This window comes from Leptotrichia buccalis C-1013-b (genome assembly GCF_000023905.1).
In the GTDB taxonomy this organism is placed as follows: domain Bacteria; phylum Fusobacteriota; class Fusobacteriia; order Fusobacteriales; family Leptotrichiaceae; genus Leptotrichia; species Leptotrichia buccalis.
Window position 1 is genome coordinate 2230453 of the sequence record NC_013192.1, and the last position, 15683, is coordinate 2246135.

13 protein-coding genes and 3 tRNA genes are annotated in these 15683 nt (G+C 30.4%); 10 read left to right on the plus strand and 6 right to left on the minus strand.

Features of this window, described 5'->3' with window-relative positions:
- Nucleotides 1-10 precede the first annotated feature (10 nt).
- From LEBU_RS10420 to LEBU_RS10430, 4 genes are all read left to right on the plus strand, one after another.
- Nucleotides 11-1201: a M50 family metallopeptidase gene (locus LEBU_RS10420; protein WP_015770287.1), complete on the plus strand. Its 1191-nt coding sequence runs from the start codon at nucleotides 11-13 to the stop codon at nucleotides 1199-1201.
- A gap of 19 nt (nucleotides 1202-1220) precedes the next feature.
- Entirely contained in the window at nucleotides 1221-2864 is a 1644-nt protein-coding gene (locus tag LEBU_RS10425; protein ID WP_015770288.1) for an ABC1 kinase family protein, read from the plus strand.
- 101 nt (nucleotides 2865-2965) lie between these two features.
- Nucleotides 2966-3262, plus strand: a complete 297-nt coding sequence (locus tag LEBU_RS12305) for a hypothetical protein (protein WP_238974483.1) — start codon at nucleotides 2966-2968, stop codon at nucleotides 3260-3262.
- A complete protein-coding gene (locus tag LEBU_RS10430) occupies nucleotides 3159-3638 on the plus strand; it encodes a hypothetical protein (RefSeq protein WP_015770289.1) in 480 nt (159 codons plus the stop codon). The genes LEBU_RS12305 and LEBU_RS10430 overlap by 104 nt, the downstream gene beginning before the upstream one ends.
- Nucleotides 3639-4453: 815 nt before the next feature.
- Here LEBU_RS10430 and LEBU_RS10435 read toward each other — a convergent pair.
- Nucleotides 4454-5971 carry a UDP-N-acetylmuramoyl-L-alanyl-D-glutamate--2,6-diaminopimelate ligase gene (locus LEBU_RS10435; protein WP_015770290.1) on the minus strand — a complete coding sequence of 506 codons (1518 nt, stop codon included), beginning with the start codon at nucleotides 5969-5971 and terminating at the stop codon, nucleotides 4454-4456.
- A 161-nt stretch (nucleotides 5972-6132) separates the two neighbouring features.
- Here LEBU_RS10435 and LEBU_RS10440 point away from each other — a divergent pair.
- From LEBU_RS10440 to tsaD, 6 genes are all read left to right on the plus strand, one after another.
- A tRNA-Leu gene (locus LEBU_RS10440) sits at nucleotides 6133-6220 on the plus strand.
- Nucleotides 6221-6239: 19 nt separating this feature from the next.
- Nucleotides 6240-6316, plus strand: a tRNA-Met gene (locus tag LEBU_RS10445).
- Nucleotides 6317-6319: 3 nt separating this feature from the next.
- Nucleotides 6320-6396: transfer RNA gene (locus LEBU_RS10450), tRNA-Met, on the plus strand.
- 90 nt (nucleotides 6397-6486) lie between these two features.
- On the plus strand, nucleotides 6487-6774 hold the full coding sequence (locus LEBU_RS10455) for a putative quinol monooxygenase (protein ID WP_015770291.1): 288 nt from the start codon (nucleotides 6487-6489) through the stop codon (nucleotides 6772-6774).
- Between the two features lie 306 nt (nucleotides 6775-7080).
- Nucleotides 7081-8124: a glycosyltransferase family 9 protein gene (locus tag LEBU_RS10460; RefSeq protein ID WP_015770292.1), complete on the plus strand. Its 1044-nt coding sequence runs from the start codon at nucleotides 7081-7083 to the stop codon at nucleotides 8122-8124.
- Between the two features lie 47 nt (nucleotides 8125-8171).
- Entirely contained in the window at nucleotides 8172-9191 is a 1020-nt protein-coding gene (tsaD, locus tag LEBU_RS10465; protein WP_015770293.1) for a tRNA (adenosine(37)-N6)-threonylcarbamoyltransferase complex transferase subunit TsaD, read from the plus strand.
- Nucleotides 9192-9435: 244 nt separating this feature from the next.
- On the opposite strand, the gene LEBU_RS10470 is transcribed toward tsaD, so the two are convergent.
- From LEBU_RS10470 to ppc, 5 genes are all read right to left on the minus strand, one after another.
- On the minus strand, nucleotides 9436-10260 hold the full coding sequence (locus LEBU_RS10470) for a Cof-type HAD-IIB family hydrolase (RefSeq protein WP_015770294.1): 825 nt from the start codon (nucleotides 10258-10260) through the stop codon (nucleotides 9436-9438).
- Between the two features lie 23 nt (nucleotides 10261-10283).
- Nucleotides 10284-11096 carry an HAD family hydrolase gene (locus LEBU_RS10475; RefSeq protein WP_015770295.1) on the minus strand — a complete coding sequence of 271 codons (813 nt, stop codon included), beginning with the start codon at nucleotides 11094-11096 and terminating at the stop codon, nucleotides 10284-10286.
- A gap of 67 nt (nucleotides 11097-11163) precedes the next feature.
- Nucleotides 11164-11526 carry a response regulator gene (locus LEBU_RS10480; RefSeq protein WP_015770296.1) on the minus strand — a complete coding sequence of 121 codons (363 nt, stop codon included), beginning with the start codon at nucleotides 11524-11526 and terminating at the stop codon, nucleotides 11164-11166.
- A gap of 47 nt (nucleotides 11527-11573) precedes the next feature.
- Nucleotides 11574-12380 (minus strand): Cof-type HAD-IIB family hydrolase, encoded by an 807-nt coding sequence (locus LEBU_RS10485; RefSeq protein WP_015770297.1) that lies wholly within the window; start codon nucleotides 12378-12380, stop codon nucleotides 11574-11576.
- Between the two features lie 234 nt (nucleotides 12381-12614).
- Nucleotides 12615-15416 (minus strand): phosphoenolpyruvate carboxylase, encoded by a 2802-nt coding sequence (gene ppc, locus LEBU_RS10490; RefSeq protein WP_015770298.1) that lies wholly within the window; start codon nucleotides 15414-15416, stop codon nucleotides 12615-12617.
- Between the last annotated feature and the right edge of the window lie 267 nt (nucleotides 15417-15683).

Consider the following 15683-nt stretch of genomic DNA (forward strand, 5'->3'; position numbering starts at 1 on the left):
TGGAGAAAATATGGGAATAATTTTTACAATAATAATTTTAGGAATGATAATATTGTTGCACGAACTCGGACATTTTGCTACGGCTAAATTTTTTAAAATGCCTGTTTCTGAGTTTGCAATTGGAATGGGACCGAAAGTTTTTTCTGTAAAAAAAGGAGAAACTGTTTATTCGATTAGAGCTTTGCCGCTTGGCGGGTTTGTAAATATTGAAGGTATGCAGCCGCAGGAATTTGATTTGGAAACATTCAAGAAGGAAAAAATTGATGAGATAACAGAAAATTTAAAAAATGAGATGGAAAAGAAAAATGAAAAAATTGATGACGAAAAATTTGTCAATGAAGTAGAAAAAAAATTGAATATAGCTGTGGCTGAAGAATTGGAAAAACAGAAAAAAATTTCAGAAAATGGATTTTTTACAAAATCTCCGTTTAAACGATTTGTTGTGTTAATTGCAGGAGTTACAATGAATTTTATTTCAGCTTTGGTGGCATTATTTATGTTACTTTCAGTAACAGGAATTTTACCTGTGGAATATGCAAAGCCGATAGTTGGAGCAGTTCAGGAAGATTCTAAGGCAAAAGGGAAATTGCAGGTAAATGATAAAATTTTGTCAATTAACGGAGAAAATGTATCAAGCTGGCTTGATATGTCAGAAAAAATTTCAAAAATTAGTCAGAATTATAAAAATGAAGATGTAAATTTAAAAATATTGAGAAATAATGCAGAAATTACAGAAAATGTAAAATTAACATACAATGATGAAACCAAAGGAAATATTTTAGGAATAAGAATATTGGAACAAAAGTCAACTTTTAATGAAAAAATAAAAATAAGTTTTCAGAAATTTGGAGATTATTTTAAACTGACACTTGTTGGAGTAAAAATGCTTGTAACTGGAAAAGTGGCAATGAAGGAAATGACAGGACCTGTGGGGCTTCCAAAACTCGTTGGACTTGCATATGGGCAAGGTGGCTTCCTGGCGTTAATTAATATATTTATTTTAATTTCAATAAATATTGGAATTATGAATTTGCTGCCTATTCCTGCACTTGATGGAGGAAGACTGATTTTCATTATTCCTGAATTTTTAGGAATAAAAATTAATAAAAAAATTGAAGAGCAAATACATTTAATTGGAATGATTTTTTTGCTTGTATTAATGTTAATTATTGTATTTTTTGATGTAACCAAGTATTTTTAAAAGATGGAAGTGAAAATAAGTGGAAATTATTAGCCAAAAGACAAAAAGAGTAATGAAACTTTCAGGAGTAATTGCAAAATATGGATTTGATGAATTGTTTAAAAGAGGGGAACTTGAGAAATATATTCCAAAAAATGTTAAACGTAGGTACAGCGATAAAATTGAAGAAATAAATTCATATACTTTTTATGAAAGAATACGAATGGCAATCGAAGAAATGGGACCTGTTCATATAAAATTTGGACAAATGTTAAGTAACAGGAAAGATATATTGCCTGAAGAATTTATTATAGAACTGCAGAAGTTACAGGATAATGTGGAAGTAGAGAAAATTGATGTAAGGAAAAAGCTAGATTTAGAGCTTGGAATTGATGTAAATGATTACTTTAGCGAGATAGAAGAAAATCCAATGGCTTCGGCTTCAATAGGGCAAGTATTCAGAGCAAAATTAAAGACAGGAGAAAAAGTTGTTATAAAAATACAGCGGGAAAATATACGCCCTGTTGTCGAAGCTGATTTGGGCATTATGAAAAATCTTGCAAAAACTCTTGAAAAATATTATGATGTTTTAAAAAGAATGAGTATTAGCGAGATTGTAGAAAGTTTTGAAAAAATGTTAAATGAAGAGCTTTCGTTAAATAATGAGCTAAATAATATGCTTCGTTTTGCAAACAACTTTAAGAATGATAGTAGAATTCACGTTCCAGTTGTGTATAAGACACTTTCTAATGATCGTATTCTTACTATGGAAATGATAGAAGGATTTAAAATTACAGATGCTGAAAATATTATAAAAATTGGAATAGAAACAAAAAAAGTTGCGAGAACAGGGCTTGACTTATATTTGACACAATTTTTAAAACATGGATTTTTTCATGCTGATCCGCATCCTGGCAATATCTTTATAAAGGAAAATGGACAAATTGTGTTTATTGATTTTGGAGCGATGGGAAGGCTTTATCCGAACGAGCGGGAACTTTTAATCAATTTGATTATTTACTCGCTTAAAAAAGATGTGAAAAAAATGATTGAAACAATACGGGAACTGGCTGTAAAATTTGAAGTGGCAGATGAAAAAAAATTTGAAAGAGAGCTGTACGGTCTAATTGAGCTGGTAGATGAAAATTCATTGGAAAATATAGATGTAGTTACTATTTTTGAAAAGGCAAGAAAAATATTCAGTAATAATCAGATTCTGCTTTCGGAAGATATTTACCTATTAGTAAAGGGTATTGGGCAAATTGAAGGAATAGGAAGACATCTAGATCCGACTTTAAATATAACAAAAGTTATGCGACCATATATGAATAAAATTACCAAAGAAAGAATGAATCCAATTAATATTTTTAAAAAAGGTATTTCTAAAATTGAAACTTTTTCAGACAATTGGCTAACTTTGCCTACAGATATGAAAATTCTCTTAGAAAAAATTCAGAATAATGAATTAAAGCATAAACATGAAATAATTGGTTTTGATAAATTTCAAAAGGCTTTTGAGCGATTGATTCTGGCAATCATTATTTCATCACTATTTGTTGGTTCATCAATATTGGCTTTAGCAAATATTCCACCAAAAATCTTTGGAATTTCAGGACTGGGACTATTAGGATTTTTTATTTCAGGTATTATGGGGATAAATTTATTTTTGAAAAGTAAAAAATAAGTAGCAACAAAATAAAATCTATTTTTTCAGAGCATATAATAAATTATTTGAAAAGTTAAATTTTGATAACAATTATATAAAAATTGAAAGGAATGATAGTTATGGAAAATAATGTGTTACTTGCAACATTTAAAAATCAGCTAAGTGCATTTGAGACACTAGCGGATATAAAGGCTAAATATGTTGGGAAAAATTATGTGATTACTCAGGCAGCTGTTGTAAAAAAGGAAAATGATAAACTGACCTTTAAAGACGGATTTGAAGTCGCTTCAAACGGGAAAATAGGATTTCTGAATGGTGGTTTTACTAGGCAGCTTTATTGGAATTATCGGTGGTCCATTAGGAATTGTTTTTGGTGGAGCTATTGGAGCTTTGCTAGGTGGAAGACATGGAGATAAGGAAGATGAAAAAGTGGTGAGTATCTTTGAAGATGTTTCAAAACATCTTGTAAATGACCATTATGGACTGATTTTGCTTGTGGGAGAATCAGATGTTTCAGAACTGGACAACTTTTTGAATAAATATGAATCGGAAACTATTTTAAGAAAAGATGCTGCCGTTGTAAGAAAAGATTTGGAGCTAGCTGAAGAATATGAAAGAAAACTGAAAACCGATATTGAATATAAGGAATTAAAAGAAAAATTTGAAAATGGATCAGAAAAATTAAAAGATGATTTTGCCAATTTTTCAGAAAAAGTAAAAGCAAATACAGAGTCATTTACAGAAGATTTGACAAAATTTGTATTGGATTTGAAAAATAGATTTAAAAAATAAGATATTGCAGAAATAATTTAATGGAAAGACCTTTAAGAAATGTATTCTTTTGAAATACGTATTTTAAAGGTTTTTTATTTGGAAAATATCAGTTTTTTTGAGTTAATAGATTGTATAATAATACTATTTCCCGTTTAAAAAGCGAAAATTATATTTTATACTAACCCCCATTTAAATAACGAATTTATTACAATCTTTGCCAACAAAGGATAAAAATCAAAATAATTAAAATATAATTTTTTTGTTTTAACAAACCGACGAAGCTTTTATTTGTTCAACTACGACTGTTTGACGACTATAAGGAGGAGTTCCGGAGTTGGGCAAATAAAAGTCGTAGTCTAGCCATAGGTATTGCTTAGCAATCTTGCCATAATTTTAATTATCAGAATAAACCTTTAATGCAAGATAAGGATTTGCGACAATGAGCAATCCTGCGAAAAAAAAGAAAAAACGAATAAAAATAGTAAAAAACTGATATTAAATAAAATAATCCAATACTAAATCCCATTATAAAATAGAAACTATGTTAAGGACCAAAAGTTTTAATTCCTTACTAAATAGTATGTAATTCAAAATTTATTAAACATTCGCTATTTAAACGGAGAATAGTATTAAGTATTCGTATAAGGGATTTTTATTCAGATTTTGAAAAACTGATTATTATTAATAAATGTTTTTCATAATTTTATATTTTTTCTTTTTATTTGATATAATCAAGGGAAATCAGTTGCCATTTCCCTTGCAACCCTGGCTCGTCTAAGAATTTATTCTCATTTTTAAACGGGGTTTAGTATGAAAAATATATCCTTTATACATTATTTCATTTCTTCCAAAATTTTTCTCACAATTTCCCTGTCATCAAAATGCGTCTTTTCAGTTCCAATTATCTGATAAGTTTCATGCCCTTTTCCTGCGATTAACAAACTGTCGTCTTTTTCTAGCATTTTTATACCATATTTTATTGCTCTTTCCCTGTCGGAAATAATTAAATACTTGTCAAATGGATATTTTTCATCAATTAACCCTTTTTCTATATCTGCTAAAATATTTACGGGATTTTCTGTACGCGGGTTATCTGATGTTAGAATAATATAATCACTGAATTTTGCAGCCGCTTTTGCCATTTTTGGGCGTTTTTCGTGATCTCTGTCTCCACCTGCACCAAATATTGTTATTACTCGCTTATCTGTAATCTGCTTTAAAGTTTTTCCAATATTTAAAAGTCCGTCATCTGTATGGGCAAAATCTACTACAATTCTTGCTTCCAACTCATTTTTTATTGTTTCAAATCTACCAGGCACTACAGGCATTTCCTTTAATTTTTCTACAATAACGCTCATTTCAATTCCAAGTGATAATGCAGAAGCAACGCATCCTAATACATTATATAAGTTATATTCTCCAATTAAATTTATCTCAAACTTATATTCACCATCCGAATTTTTTAAATTATGTTTATTTTTTTCTAAATAATTTTCTAAATTTATTTTTATTTTCATGCCATTATTTGTGTAATTTAAAATATCGCCCCAAATATCAGCATTTTCATTTCTCACACTTATTGAAATATAGTTATTATCTTTTTTTTCAGAATAAATTTTTGCTCCATATTCATCATCAATATTAATTACACCTACACCCTGACTGTTATTATTTCTCAACATTGAAAACATTTTTTTCTTGGCATTAAAATAATTCTCCATCGTTTTGTGAAAATCAAGATGATCCTGAGTTAAATTTGTAAATATGGCAGAATCAAACTGCAGCATATCCACACGACCAATTTCCAAAGCATGCGAGCTAACTTCCATTATAAAGTAATCTGCACCTTTTTTTACACTTTTGTCAATTAATTTTATTAGTTCCAGTGATTCAGGAGTTGTATTTACTGTCTGGAATTCTTCATCTAAAATACGATTTCCAGTTGTGCCTATTCTAGCCGTTTTTTCCAAGATATTTTCTAAAATAAAACTTGAAGTAGTTTTTCCGTTTGTTCCTGTAATTCCAACAATTTTTATCTTATTTTGCGGATAATCATAATAATTGGAAGCAATTATTCCCAATTTTTTTCGTATATCTTCCACTAAAACGAAAGTTATCTCAGTAGTATTTGTATATTGCTTCACATCCACTTCTTTTTCACAAATAATCATTTTTGCTCCGTTGTCAACTGCATTTTGAATAAAATTATGCCCGTCCACAGCACTTCCCGTCATCGCCACAAATACAAAATCCTTCTCAATTTTTCGTGAATCATACTCAATACCTCTTATTTCAAATTTTTTCCCATCTTTAAGCACTTTGTACTCTGTATCTTTAAATATTTTATACATTTTGCACACTCTCTTCCTTTTCTAAAAATCCTAGAATTCTTAAATTTATTTTATAATATATTTTATCACTTTAGCACAAAAAAATCTAGAAAAAAAGTTGTTGACAAATTTAGAAAAATACTATATAATGTTATTTGTAAGTTTACTTTTAAGTAAGTTAAGCCTTGGTGGCGAAATCGGTAGACGCACAGGACTTAAAATCCTGTGGGAATTTATCCCGTGCCGGTTCAAGTCCGGCCCGAGGCACCACTTAAAAATATTCTATTGTCGCGGGATAGAGCAGTATGGTAGCTCGTCGGGCTCATAACCCGAAGGTCGTTGGTTCAAATCCAGCTCCCGCCACCAAATGCCTAGATAGCTCAGTTGGCTAGAGCATACGGTTCATACCCGTAGGGTCGGAAGTTCGAATCTTCTTCTAGGCACCACCATATTAATTAAGTTATACTTGCGATTATTGTAGGTATTTTTTTTTATAAATAATATTTTTAATAAAAAATTTTAGAGAGGAGCAATTTATGATTCATATATTAGCAGGTTTTAAAGTAAAAAATGATAAATTGTCTGATTTTATCAAACTTTGTAATGAACTTATAGAAGAAAGCCGTAAGGAAGAAGGATGTGTTTCCTATCATTTGCAGCAAAATACAGAAAGAGAAAATTATTTGGTATTTGTTGAAGAATGGAAGTCTAACGAAGCTATTGAAAAGCATAATTCAAGCGAGCATTTTACTAGAATTGTACCATTATTAGTAGAAATGTGTGAAGATGCTCCAGTTATTCAGACATTTGACAGATTAGTTTAAAAATTATTGAAATGTAGTTAGTTTATTGACTGCATTTTTTTTGTTTTATAATAATGCACTTTAAAATCGAACTTGAAAGTTATGACTTTTTTACTCAAATCCGAACATTATTTGATTTTATTGGTTTAATATTAAAGAAATTCGAGCATACAATGAAAAACACTTGACTAATAATAGTTTTAAATTATAAAATATATAATAAAATAAAACTTAAAAACTTATGGCTATTTTACTCAAATCTTTTACTTAATTTATTTTGATATTAAAGGAATTGAGTGAAATACCAAATTTTAGAAGAGGAAAAATATGAAAATATTAATAATAAGATTTAGTTCATTTGGGGATGTAGTGCTTACAACTCCAGTGATAAGGGCAATTAAGGAGAAGTATCCAGAGGCTGTAATAGATTTTATAGTTTATAATACTTTTTCTGAGGCAATTTCCTTGAATCCTGAAATTAGAAATTTGGTAATTTTTGATAAAAAGAAAAGCAAGGATAGAAATTATATAAAAGATACGATAAATAAGCTGAAAATAGAGAATTATGACTATGTTATTGATTTACATTCCAAATTTCTCTCCAGAATTATTGGAAAAAGCCTTGAAAACAAGAATACTCAGTATTACCGATATAAAAAGAGAAAATGGTGGAAAACTATACTTGTAAAAGCGAAACTTATTACGTATAATGCAGATTGTACGATTGTTGAGAGTTATTTTACGGCATTGAAAAAACTGGGAATAAGTTTTTCTGATAAAAATATAAAAAATGGTCTTGGGGATAATCTGGAATTTTATATTGATAAAAAAATGGAAAAAAAATTTGTACAAAAATATGATTTGAAAGATGGGAGTTATTTTGTGCTAGCTCCTGGAGCCTCTAAATTTACGAAAAAGTGGCCTTATTATAATGAACTGGCAAAAAAAATTCTCGAAAATGAAAGTAAATTTGTAAAAAATCATGAAAAATTAAGAATTTTTGTGATTGGTGGAAAAGAAGATGCAAATGTTGTAAAAGCTGATGAAGACGGACGAGTGATTGATTTGTGCGGGAAAATTTCTTTTAAGGAAAGTGGAATATTATTAAAATATTCAAAAATAGCTGTTGTAAATGATTCAGGCCCTTTCCATATAGCTAGAGCCGTAAAAGCGAAAACTTTTGTATTTTTTGGTCCAACTGATCCAAAATTATTTTCTTTTGAAAAAAGTACATTTTTGCTAAATAATCCAAACTGTCCGCCACATTCACTTTATGGAGATGACAAATTTCCTAAGAAATATGTAGATTGTATGATGGGAATTTTGGTAGAAACTGTATTTGACAAAATTGTCGAGGAATATGACAATTAAAAATTGAAGAAAAAAATGAAAAACGAAAATAAGAAAGAGAGAAAACCATGAAAATACTTGCATTTGAAACATCCTGTGATGAAACTTCCGTTGCAGTTGTAGAAGACGGTAAAAAGATTTTAAGCAATATTATTTCCACTCAGATTGATATTCATAAGGAATTTGGAGGGGTAGTTCCTGAAATTGCCTCACGGCATCACATTGAGAATATTTTACCAGTATTTACTGAAGCTCTGGAAAAAGCAAACTGTGAATTAAGCGATATTGACTACATCGCTGTAACAAATACTCCCGGGCTTATCGGCTCTCTGCTTGTAGGCTTGATGTTCGCAAAATCCTTGAGTTATGCCAACAACATTCCACTACTTCCAGTAAATCACATTAACGGACATATTTTTTCAAGTTTTATTGATAACGATGTAAAATTACCTGCAATATCACTAGTTGTATCAGGTGGACATACAAACTTGTATTATATTTACGAAGAAAATGGAAAAATAATTACTGATTTACTCGGTGAAACATTGGATGATGCCGTTGGAGAAACTTATGACAAAATTGCAAGAATATTGGGATTAGACTATCCAGGAGGACCGCATATAGATAAATTGTCAATAAATGGAGAAGATATTTTAAAAATAAAAAAACCAAAAGTTGACGGCTACAACTTCAGTTTTAGTGGAATAAAGACTTTTATAACTAATTATGTAAATAACCAAAAGATGAAGGGTAATGCTATTTCAAAAGAAGATATTGCAAAATCTCTTCAGGAAATTATTGTAAATGTTTTGTATGATAAAATATTGATGGCTGTAAAGGAAAAAGATGTGAAAACTATACTCGTTGCAGGTGGGGTTTCTGCCAACAAAAGGCTTCGTGAGAAATTTTCAGAATTTACAAATATTAAAACTGACAAAAACGAACAAATCGCAGTTCATTTTCCCAAAATGGAATATTGTACTGATAATGCGGCTATGATAGGAGTTGCGGCTTATTATGACTTGAAGAATAATTCTCAAGTTGAGCTGGGAAAACAGTATGATGTGGATGCGATTTCTACTAAGTAAAATTAATTTGTATTATTTTAACATAAACTTAAACTCTTTTTTCAAGACTAAATTATAAATTTCATTATTTCTGAAACTAGAGTTTAAGCAACTTTTTAGTTAAATTTTTAATTTTGTTTCCATTGTTTTCCTTTCTATTTTTTGAAATAAATCAAAAAAATAACCACTTCTATAGTACAACTAAACTATAATGTCAACTATTCTATTCACATTATTTATTATGCTCATTTACTCAAAGCCATAATTAAATATTCTTCGCTCTTTCCAAAAATAACTCTTGTAATTTCACAGCTTCCCCGTCTTCCGTATTTGCTCCTACATATTCAAAATCTTTTGGTAGCAGTTTTCTTAGTCTGTCGATGGAATTCCCCATTGCATAACCTTTTCCAACCATTGTAAGCATTTCAAAGTCATTTTCTCCATCTCCAAAAGCTACTGCATCCTTTAATTCCAAGCCTTCCCTTTCTAGCAGAAATTTTGCCGCTGCCCCTTTGTTTGCACCTTTTGCCATAATTTCCATGCAATAATCGCTGACAAAAATGACATTTACATCGTCTGTTATTTTCAAGATAGCTTTTTCCAAGTTGGTAAGCTGTTCATGGTCTCCAATGTAAAATATTTTTAATATATCCAAGTTTTCTAATTCATCTTTTGGAACTTCCTTAAAGTCAACTTTTACATCTCTCGAAATCCTATCATACACTTTTTGAGCGGTTCCCTTTGTAATAATCCAGTCATTTCCTGAAAAGATGTTTAGATGTGAACCTTCAGCAATGTTTTCGTAATCAAGTCCCAATATTGCTTTTTCCGCTTTGCTTGATAATCCCTTTTCATAAATCATATTTCCGTCTGCGTCAAAAATTCTTGCCCCATTTGCTGCTATAATCGGAATTTTCACTTCAAGCTGTTCAGTTACATATCCAATTTGATCATAACTTCTGCCTGAAGCAATATAGAACTTTATTCCATTTTTTATTATTTTTTTTATTACATTTTTAGTAAATTTAGTAACGTGATGCCCTCTGCTTAGCAAAGTTCCATCCAAGTCACTAATAACCGCTTTATACATAAGTTTTCCTTCTTTCTTCAATCTTATAAATTAAATATCTCTCGAACTTTTTTTGCCATTCCATCATTTGCATTGCTTTCAATAACTTCCGTATCTGTCAATTTCTCAAGCAATAAATAAATCGAATTTTCCATTGCAAATCCAAGCCCAGTTTCTGTTATCAATTCATAGTCATTCAGCCCATCCCCAAATGAAACAGCATCTTTTAATGTAAGTCCATCTCTTTCCAGCACCACTTCTGCCGCTTTCGCTTTGTTACAATCTGCAGGAAAAACTTCCAGACTTCCTTCATTTGCAAATAAAAGGCTTATGTTTTCCTCTCCGATCACTTTTTTTATCTCATTTTCTAATTCCAGAAGTTCATCGTGATCTTCCCCAAGAAAAAATATTTTTGCAAAATCATGTTTTTTAAATTCGCTAGGAGTAATCTGTTTTGGATATCTAGTTCTATCCGGTTTTTTATTATAAAAATATTCTCTCAAATCTTCAGTAACAAACCAGTTTGGTCCAGAATACCCAGTTATAATAATATCTTTCCCAAACGCTTTATAATCAATATTAAGAACCTTGTCCAAATATTCTCTTTTCAGCCTATTTGAAAAAATCTCATTTCCATTTTCATCAAAAGCAGCAGAGCCATGTGAAGTAATCAACGGAATTTTTACCCCAAGCTCATCCATAGCCTCTTTTGCTCCCAAATAATTTCTCCCAGTTGCAATATAAAACTTAATCCCCTTTTGTAATAACAATTTCACTGTTTCCCTAGTAAATTCACTTACTTTGTGTTCTGCATTTAAAAGCGTACCATCCAAGTCACTTACAATAGCCTTAAACATTTTATTTTTTCTCCTTCTTTTTATGTTAAATAATTTTTTTATTTATATTCTTTAGATGAAAAATTTTTTATAAAAATAATTTTGAAAATTCATTCATAAATTCCTGTTCATCAAAAGGTTTTGATAAAAATGCCTTTGCTCCAGCTTCTTTTCCCATTTTCATATAGTTTGGAAATATAACCATTGTGCTGCATATCATAATCTTAGCGTCCTTGTCAAAGTCGGTAATGACTTGTGTGGCTTTTAATCCATGCATTCTTGGCATATTTATGTCCATTGTTACAATTGTGGGATTTACTTTTTTATACATTTCCACAGCTTCTAGTCCGTCACTTGCTTCAAATACCTTGTATCCTTGATCCTCTAGAATATCTTTTATATCTTCCCTAATATAAGATGTATCGTCTACAACTAATGCTACTTTGTTCATTATTTATTTACCTTCCCTTTCTTATTTTTATTTATTAAAATGTTTTCTTAAAGATTAAAAATTTCCCTTACTTTCTTAGCCATTCCATCGCTTGCATTACTTCCAACAATTTCAGTATCCGTTAGTTTTTCAAGCAATCTGTAAATCGAATTTTTCATCGCAAATCCAAGTCCAGTCTGAGTTATTAAATCGTAATCGTTAAATCCGTCTCCAAATGAAACAGCATCTTGCAATGTTAATCCATCTCGTAGCAGTAAAAAACCTGCAGCCACAGCCTTATCGCAGTCTTTTGAAAAAATCTCCAGACTTTTCTCATTTACAAATACGATATTAACTTCCCCATTTGTAACTTTTCGGACTTCCTTTTCAATTTTCAGCAATTTTTCGTGTTCGCCCAGAAAAAATATTTTTGTAAAAGCAAGTTTTTCAAAGTCTTTCCAGTCAATCTGCTCTGGATATTGCTTTCTATTTGGTTTTTGTGTATAAAAATAATCTCTGGCATCTTCTGTTACGTACCAATGATTGCCCGAGAACCCATTTAAAATTATTCCTTTATCAAATGATTTATAGTCAATTGAAAAAATTTTATCCACATATTTCTGCTCAATATTGTTGACGTAAATTTCTACTCCATTTTCATCTATAATTCTGGCACCGTTTGACGTAATCAAAGGAATCTTCAATCCAATTTCGTCCATTATTTCCTTTGCTCCAACATAACCTCGTCCAGTTGCAATATAAAATTTTATCCCTTTTTCCAGTAACAATTCAATCGTTTCCTTTGTGAACGGACTAACCTTATGCTCTTCATTCAAAAGCGTCCCATCCAGATCACTTACAACAGCCTTATACATAAAATTTCCTCCTACAATGATTTTAGCACATTACCTCCAAAATTTGAATTAAAATTTTTTTATATTACTCCGAATCTTTATTTTAATGGATATACAATTCTTACCCGTATTTTTATGGAAATTTAAATTAGGTTGTTATGTTTTATGTAAATAAAAGCATAAAAGAGGCTAATGCCCCTTTTAAAAATTATGTTTTAATCAAAATTGATAAAAATTAACTAATTTTAATTTTTATTATCCACTGTTACGAAGTCCTGTTGCCAGTCCATTTATTGAAATATGGATTGCTTTTCTAAGTTCTTCAGAATTATCTCCAGCTCTTGAACGTTTTATTAGCTCAATTTGCAAGTAGTTCATTGAATCGAAATATGGCAAACGGTTTCTTAAACTGCTGACAAGTTCTAGATTATCTGCAAGAAGAACATCTTTTTTTGTAATTTTTTTCAAAATATCAATTGTCAAGATCCATTCTTTTTCTATTTCTTTAAAAATTCTTTGTGCAGTTTCCTGATCACTTGCAAGTTTTACGTATTCACGAAAAATTGATAAATCTGATTTTGAAAGAACCATTTCAACATTTGAAATTGTTGATTTGAAAAATGGCCATTCATTATACATTTCTTGTAAAATTTCCAGCTTTTCATCATTATTATCAATCCATTTTGTAAAAGCAGTTCCGACACCATACCATCCTGGCAGCATTATTCTTGCCTGAGACCACGAAAATACCCATGGAATCGCTCTTAAACTTTCTAATGTCTGAGTTTTTTTACGCGAAGAAGGTCTTGAACCTATATTTAGCCCTGCAATAAAGTTTATCGGAGTAACTTCAAAGAAAAAGTTTGAAAAACCTTCAGTATTATAAACTAAATCACGGTAGGCATAATAGCTTAAATTTGAAACTTCTTCAATAATCTGCTCGTATTCTTCCCAGTTTGCATCTTCAGTTGTCAAGGCGCAGGATTCTAAAGCTGCAGAAACTAGTGCTTCTAAATTTTTAAATCCTAAATCAGGATTTCCGTATTTTGCTCCGATTACTTCTCCCTGTTCTGTAAGTCTGATTGTTCCGTGTGTGCTTCCTTCAGGCTGTGCTAAAATAGCTTCGTAACTTGGACCACCACCACGTCCGACAGTTCCACCACGTCCATGAAAGAATGAAATTTCCACGTCAAATTCACGTCCGATAGCAGTTAGCTCTTTTTGTGCCTTATATAAAGACCAGCTTGAGCTTAAATATCCACCATCTTTGTTACTATCTGAATATCCCAGCATAACTTCCTGTTTTCTTCCGTTTTTTTCCATCCATTTTTGTACTAACGGCAAATTAAACCATTTTCTCAAAATATCTGGGGCAGCAATTAAATCTTCTACTGTTTCAAAAAGCGGTACGATTTGTAAATCACAGAACTCATTCCCATTGTAACCTTTTGCAAGGTTAGCTTCTTTTAGTAAAATTGCTATTTCTAGCATATCAGAAACGCTTGTGGTATGAGAAATTAGATTTTTTTCAATAATTTTATTTCCAAAACGATCTCTTAATGATTTTGTTTTTCTAAAAATTGCAAGCTCCGAAGCTAATGTTTCACTTTGAGGAATAGTAGAATCACTTAAAATTCTCGGATCGTATTCAAGTTCTCTTAATAAAATTTCACATCTAGCATTTTCTGATAAACTTAAATAATCTTCTAAAATATTTGCACTTTTTAGAAGTTCTGCTACACAGACTTCATGAACGCTGGAATCTTGTCTTAAATCAATCGTTGCAAGATGAAATCCAAATATTTTTGTTGCACTTATTAAGTTTGTCAACTTTCCTTTTGCCAAAAATTCACTATTATTTTTTTTCAAAGATTCTGCTACAGTTACCAGATCATCTGTAAATTCACTAACTAATTTATAAGGTATGTCAAGTCCATTTTCTCTTTTCGGAGGCAATAAATCACGGTAATAATCACAAAGATTATAAGCTGTTGCGAGCAATCGGTCTCTTATTGTTGTCAAGGCACGGCGATACGGTTCACGAGTACGGTGCGGTGAAACTTCTCCTGCAGCTTCTGCCAATTTTTGCAATTCTTGTGTTACGTTTGATAAAGATACCGACATTGATAACTCACGGTAAATTTCCTGTACTTCGTTAAAATAGTGCTGAAATAATTTTATAGCCTGATCCTGTGCAGACTGTTCCAAAGTATCTACTGTAACATAAGGATTTCCATCCCTGTCTCCACCAATCCACATTCCCATTGTCAGCGGCACAAGAGCTTGAGATTTCATTTCTGAATATCCTAATGCCTTTGAAATTTCCTGAAATTTATTCATTAGTGCAGGAATTTCATTAAAAAACGTAATATTGTAGTAACTTAGTGCATTGCTTATTTCATCTGTCACACGTAATTTTGTCGCACGTAGCATCGCAGTTTGCCACCAAATCTGAATACCGCGACTTAAGTCATTTAACCATTTATTTTCATCAATTTGATTAGATTTTACATTTTCATATTTGTCCAGAATATCAGTTAATTTTTTTGTCAAATCCAAAATACTTTTTCTTTGAACTTGTGTCGGATGTGCTGTTAAAACAGGAACAATTGAAACTTTTTCCATAGCTTTCAATATTTTTTCCTGACTGATACCTTTTTCTTTCAAATTTTGCAATGATTTTTCAAGAGTTCCGATTTGTAACTTGTTAGAAATTTTCGCATATCGCTGCTCGTGAGTCTGATACACATCTTCGGCAATATTGGCAAGTGCCGCAAAAATTGAAAAACTTCTTATTACACGTAAAATTTCTACATCAGTAAGATCTGAACAAAAAGATGACAAGTTTTTTCTAGCTTCCTGATTCTTTGTTTCATAATATTTGATAGAAGCCTCTTTTAATTTTTCAGTAACTTCATAAATATGTAAACCTGCATATCTAAAAATTGTTTCACCTAAAAGATTTGCAAACAGTCTATTATGAGAAAGCAAATTTTCCTGACGTTCGTCAAGTTTAACTGACGATAGAGGAGTTATTGGTAAATTTTTAGGATTCATTTAATTCACACTCTCTTTCTATATATAGTAATTGTGTTTATTGTTTAAATTATTTATTTTTTTAGTATTTTACTTTTTAAATTATATCATAAAAACGTTTCATATTAAATAGCGATTTTAAATTATTATAAAATGTGTTATAATTTTAGAAAAATATAAAAAATTTACAAAAAATATTTTTAAAAAATAATTTTGTTATTTTAGTTAATTTAAGTGGACTTGTTTACATAGTGAATTTTTTTATTTTTATTATTTAAATTATTTTAA

Bases quoted from the DNA above. Each gene is read 5' to 3' on its own strand.
- ppc (WP_015770298.1), bottom strand. From the start codon at position 15,416: ATGAATCCTAAAAATTTACCAATAACTCCTCTATCGTCAGTTAAACTT.
- LEBU_RS10480 (WP_015770296.1), bottom strand. From the start codon at position 11,526: ATGAACAAAGTAGCATTAGTTGTAGACGATACATCTTATATTAGGGAA.
- LEBU_RS10485 (WP_015770297.1), bottom strand. From the start codon at position 12,380: ATGTATAAGGCTGTTGTAAGTGATCTGGATGGGACGCTTTTGAATGAA.
- LEBU_RS10455 (WP_015770291.1), top strand. From the start codon at position 6,487: ATGATTCATATATTAGCAGGTTTTAAAGTAAAAAATGATAAATTGTCT.
- LEBU_RS12305 (WP_238974483.1), top strand. From the start codon at position 2,966: ATGGAAAATAATGTGTTACTTGCAACATTTAAAAATCAGCTAAGTGCA.
- LEBU_RS10470 (WP_015770294.1), bottom strand. From the start codon at position 10,260: ATGTATAAAGCGGTTATTAGTGACTTGGATGGAACTTTGCTAAGCAGA.
- LEBU_RS10475 (WP_015770295.1), bottom strand. From the start codon at position 11,096: ATGTTTAAGGCTATTGTAAGTGACTTGGATGGTACGCTTTTAAATGCA.
- tsaD (WP_015770293.1), top strand. From the start codon at position 8,172: ATGAAAATACTTGCATTTGAAACATCCTGTGATGAAACTTCCGTTGCA.
- LEBU_RS10435 (WP_015770290.1), bottom strand. From the start codon at position 5,971: ATGTATAAAATATTTAAAGATACAGAGTACAAAGTGCTTAAAGATGGG.
- LEBU_RS10430 (WP_015770289.1), top strand. From the start codon at position 3,159: ATGGTGGTTTTACTAGGCAGCTTTATTGGAATTATCGGTGGTCCATTA.
- LEBU_RS10420 (WP_015770287.1), top strand. From the start codon at position 11: ATGGGAATAATTTTTACAATAATAATTTTAGGAATGATAATATTGTTG.
- LEBU_RS10460 (WP_015770292.1), top strand. From the start codon at position 7,081: ATGAAAATATTAATAATAAGATTTAGTTCATTTGGGGATGTAGTGCTT.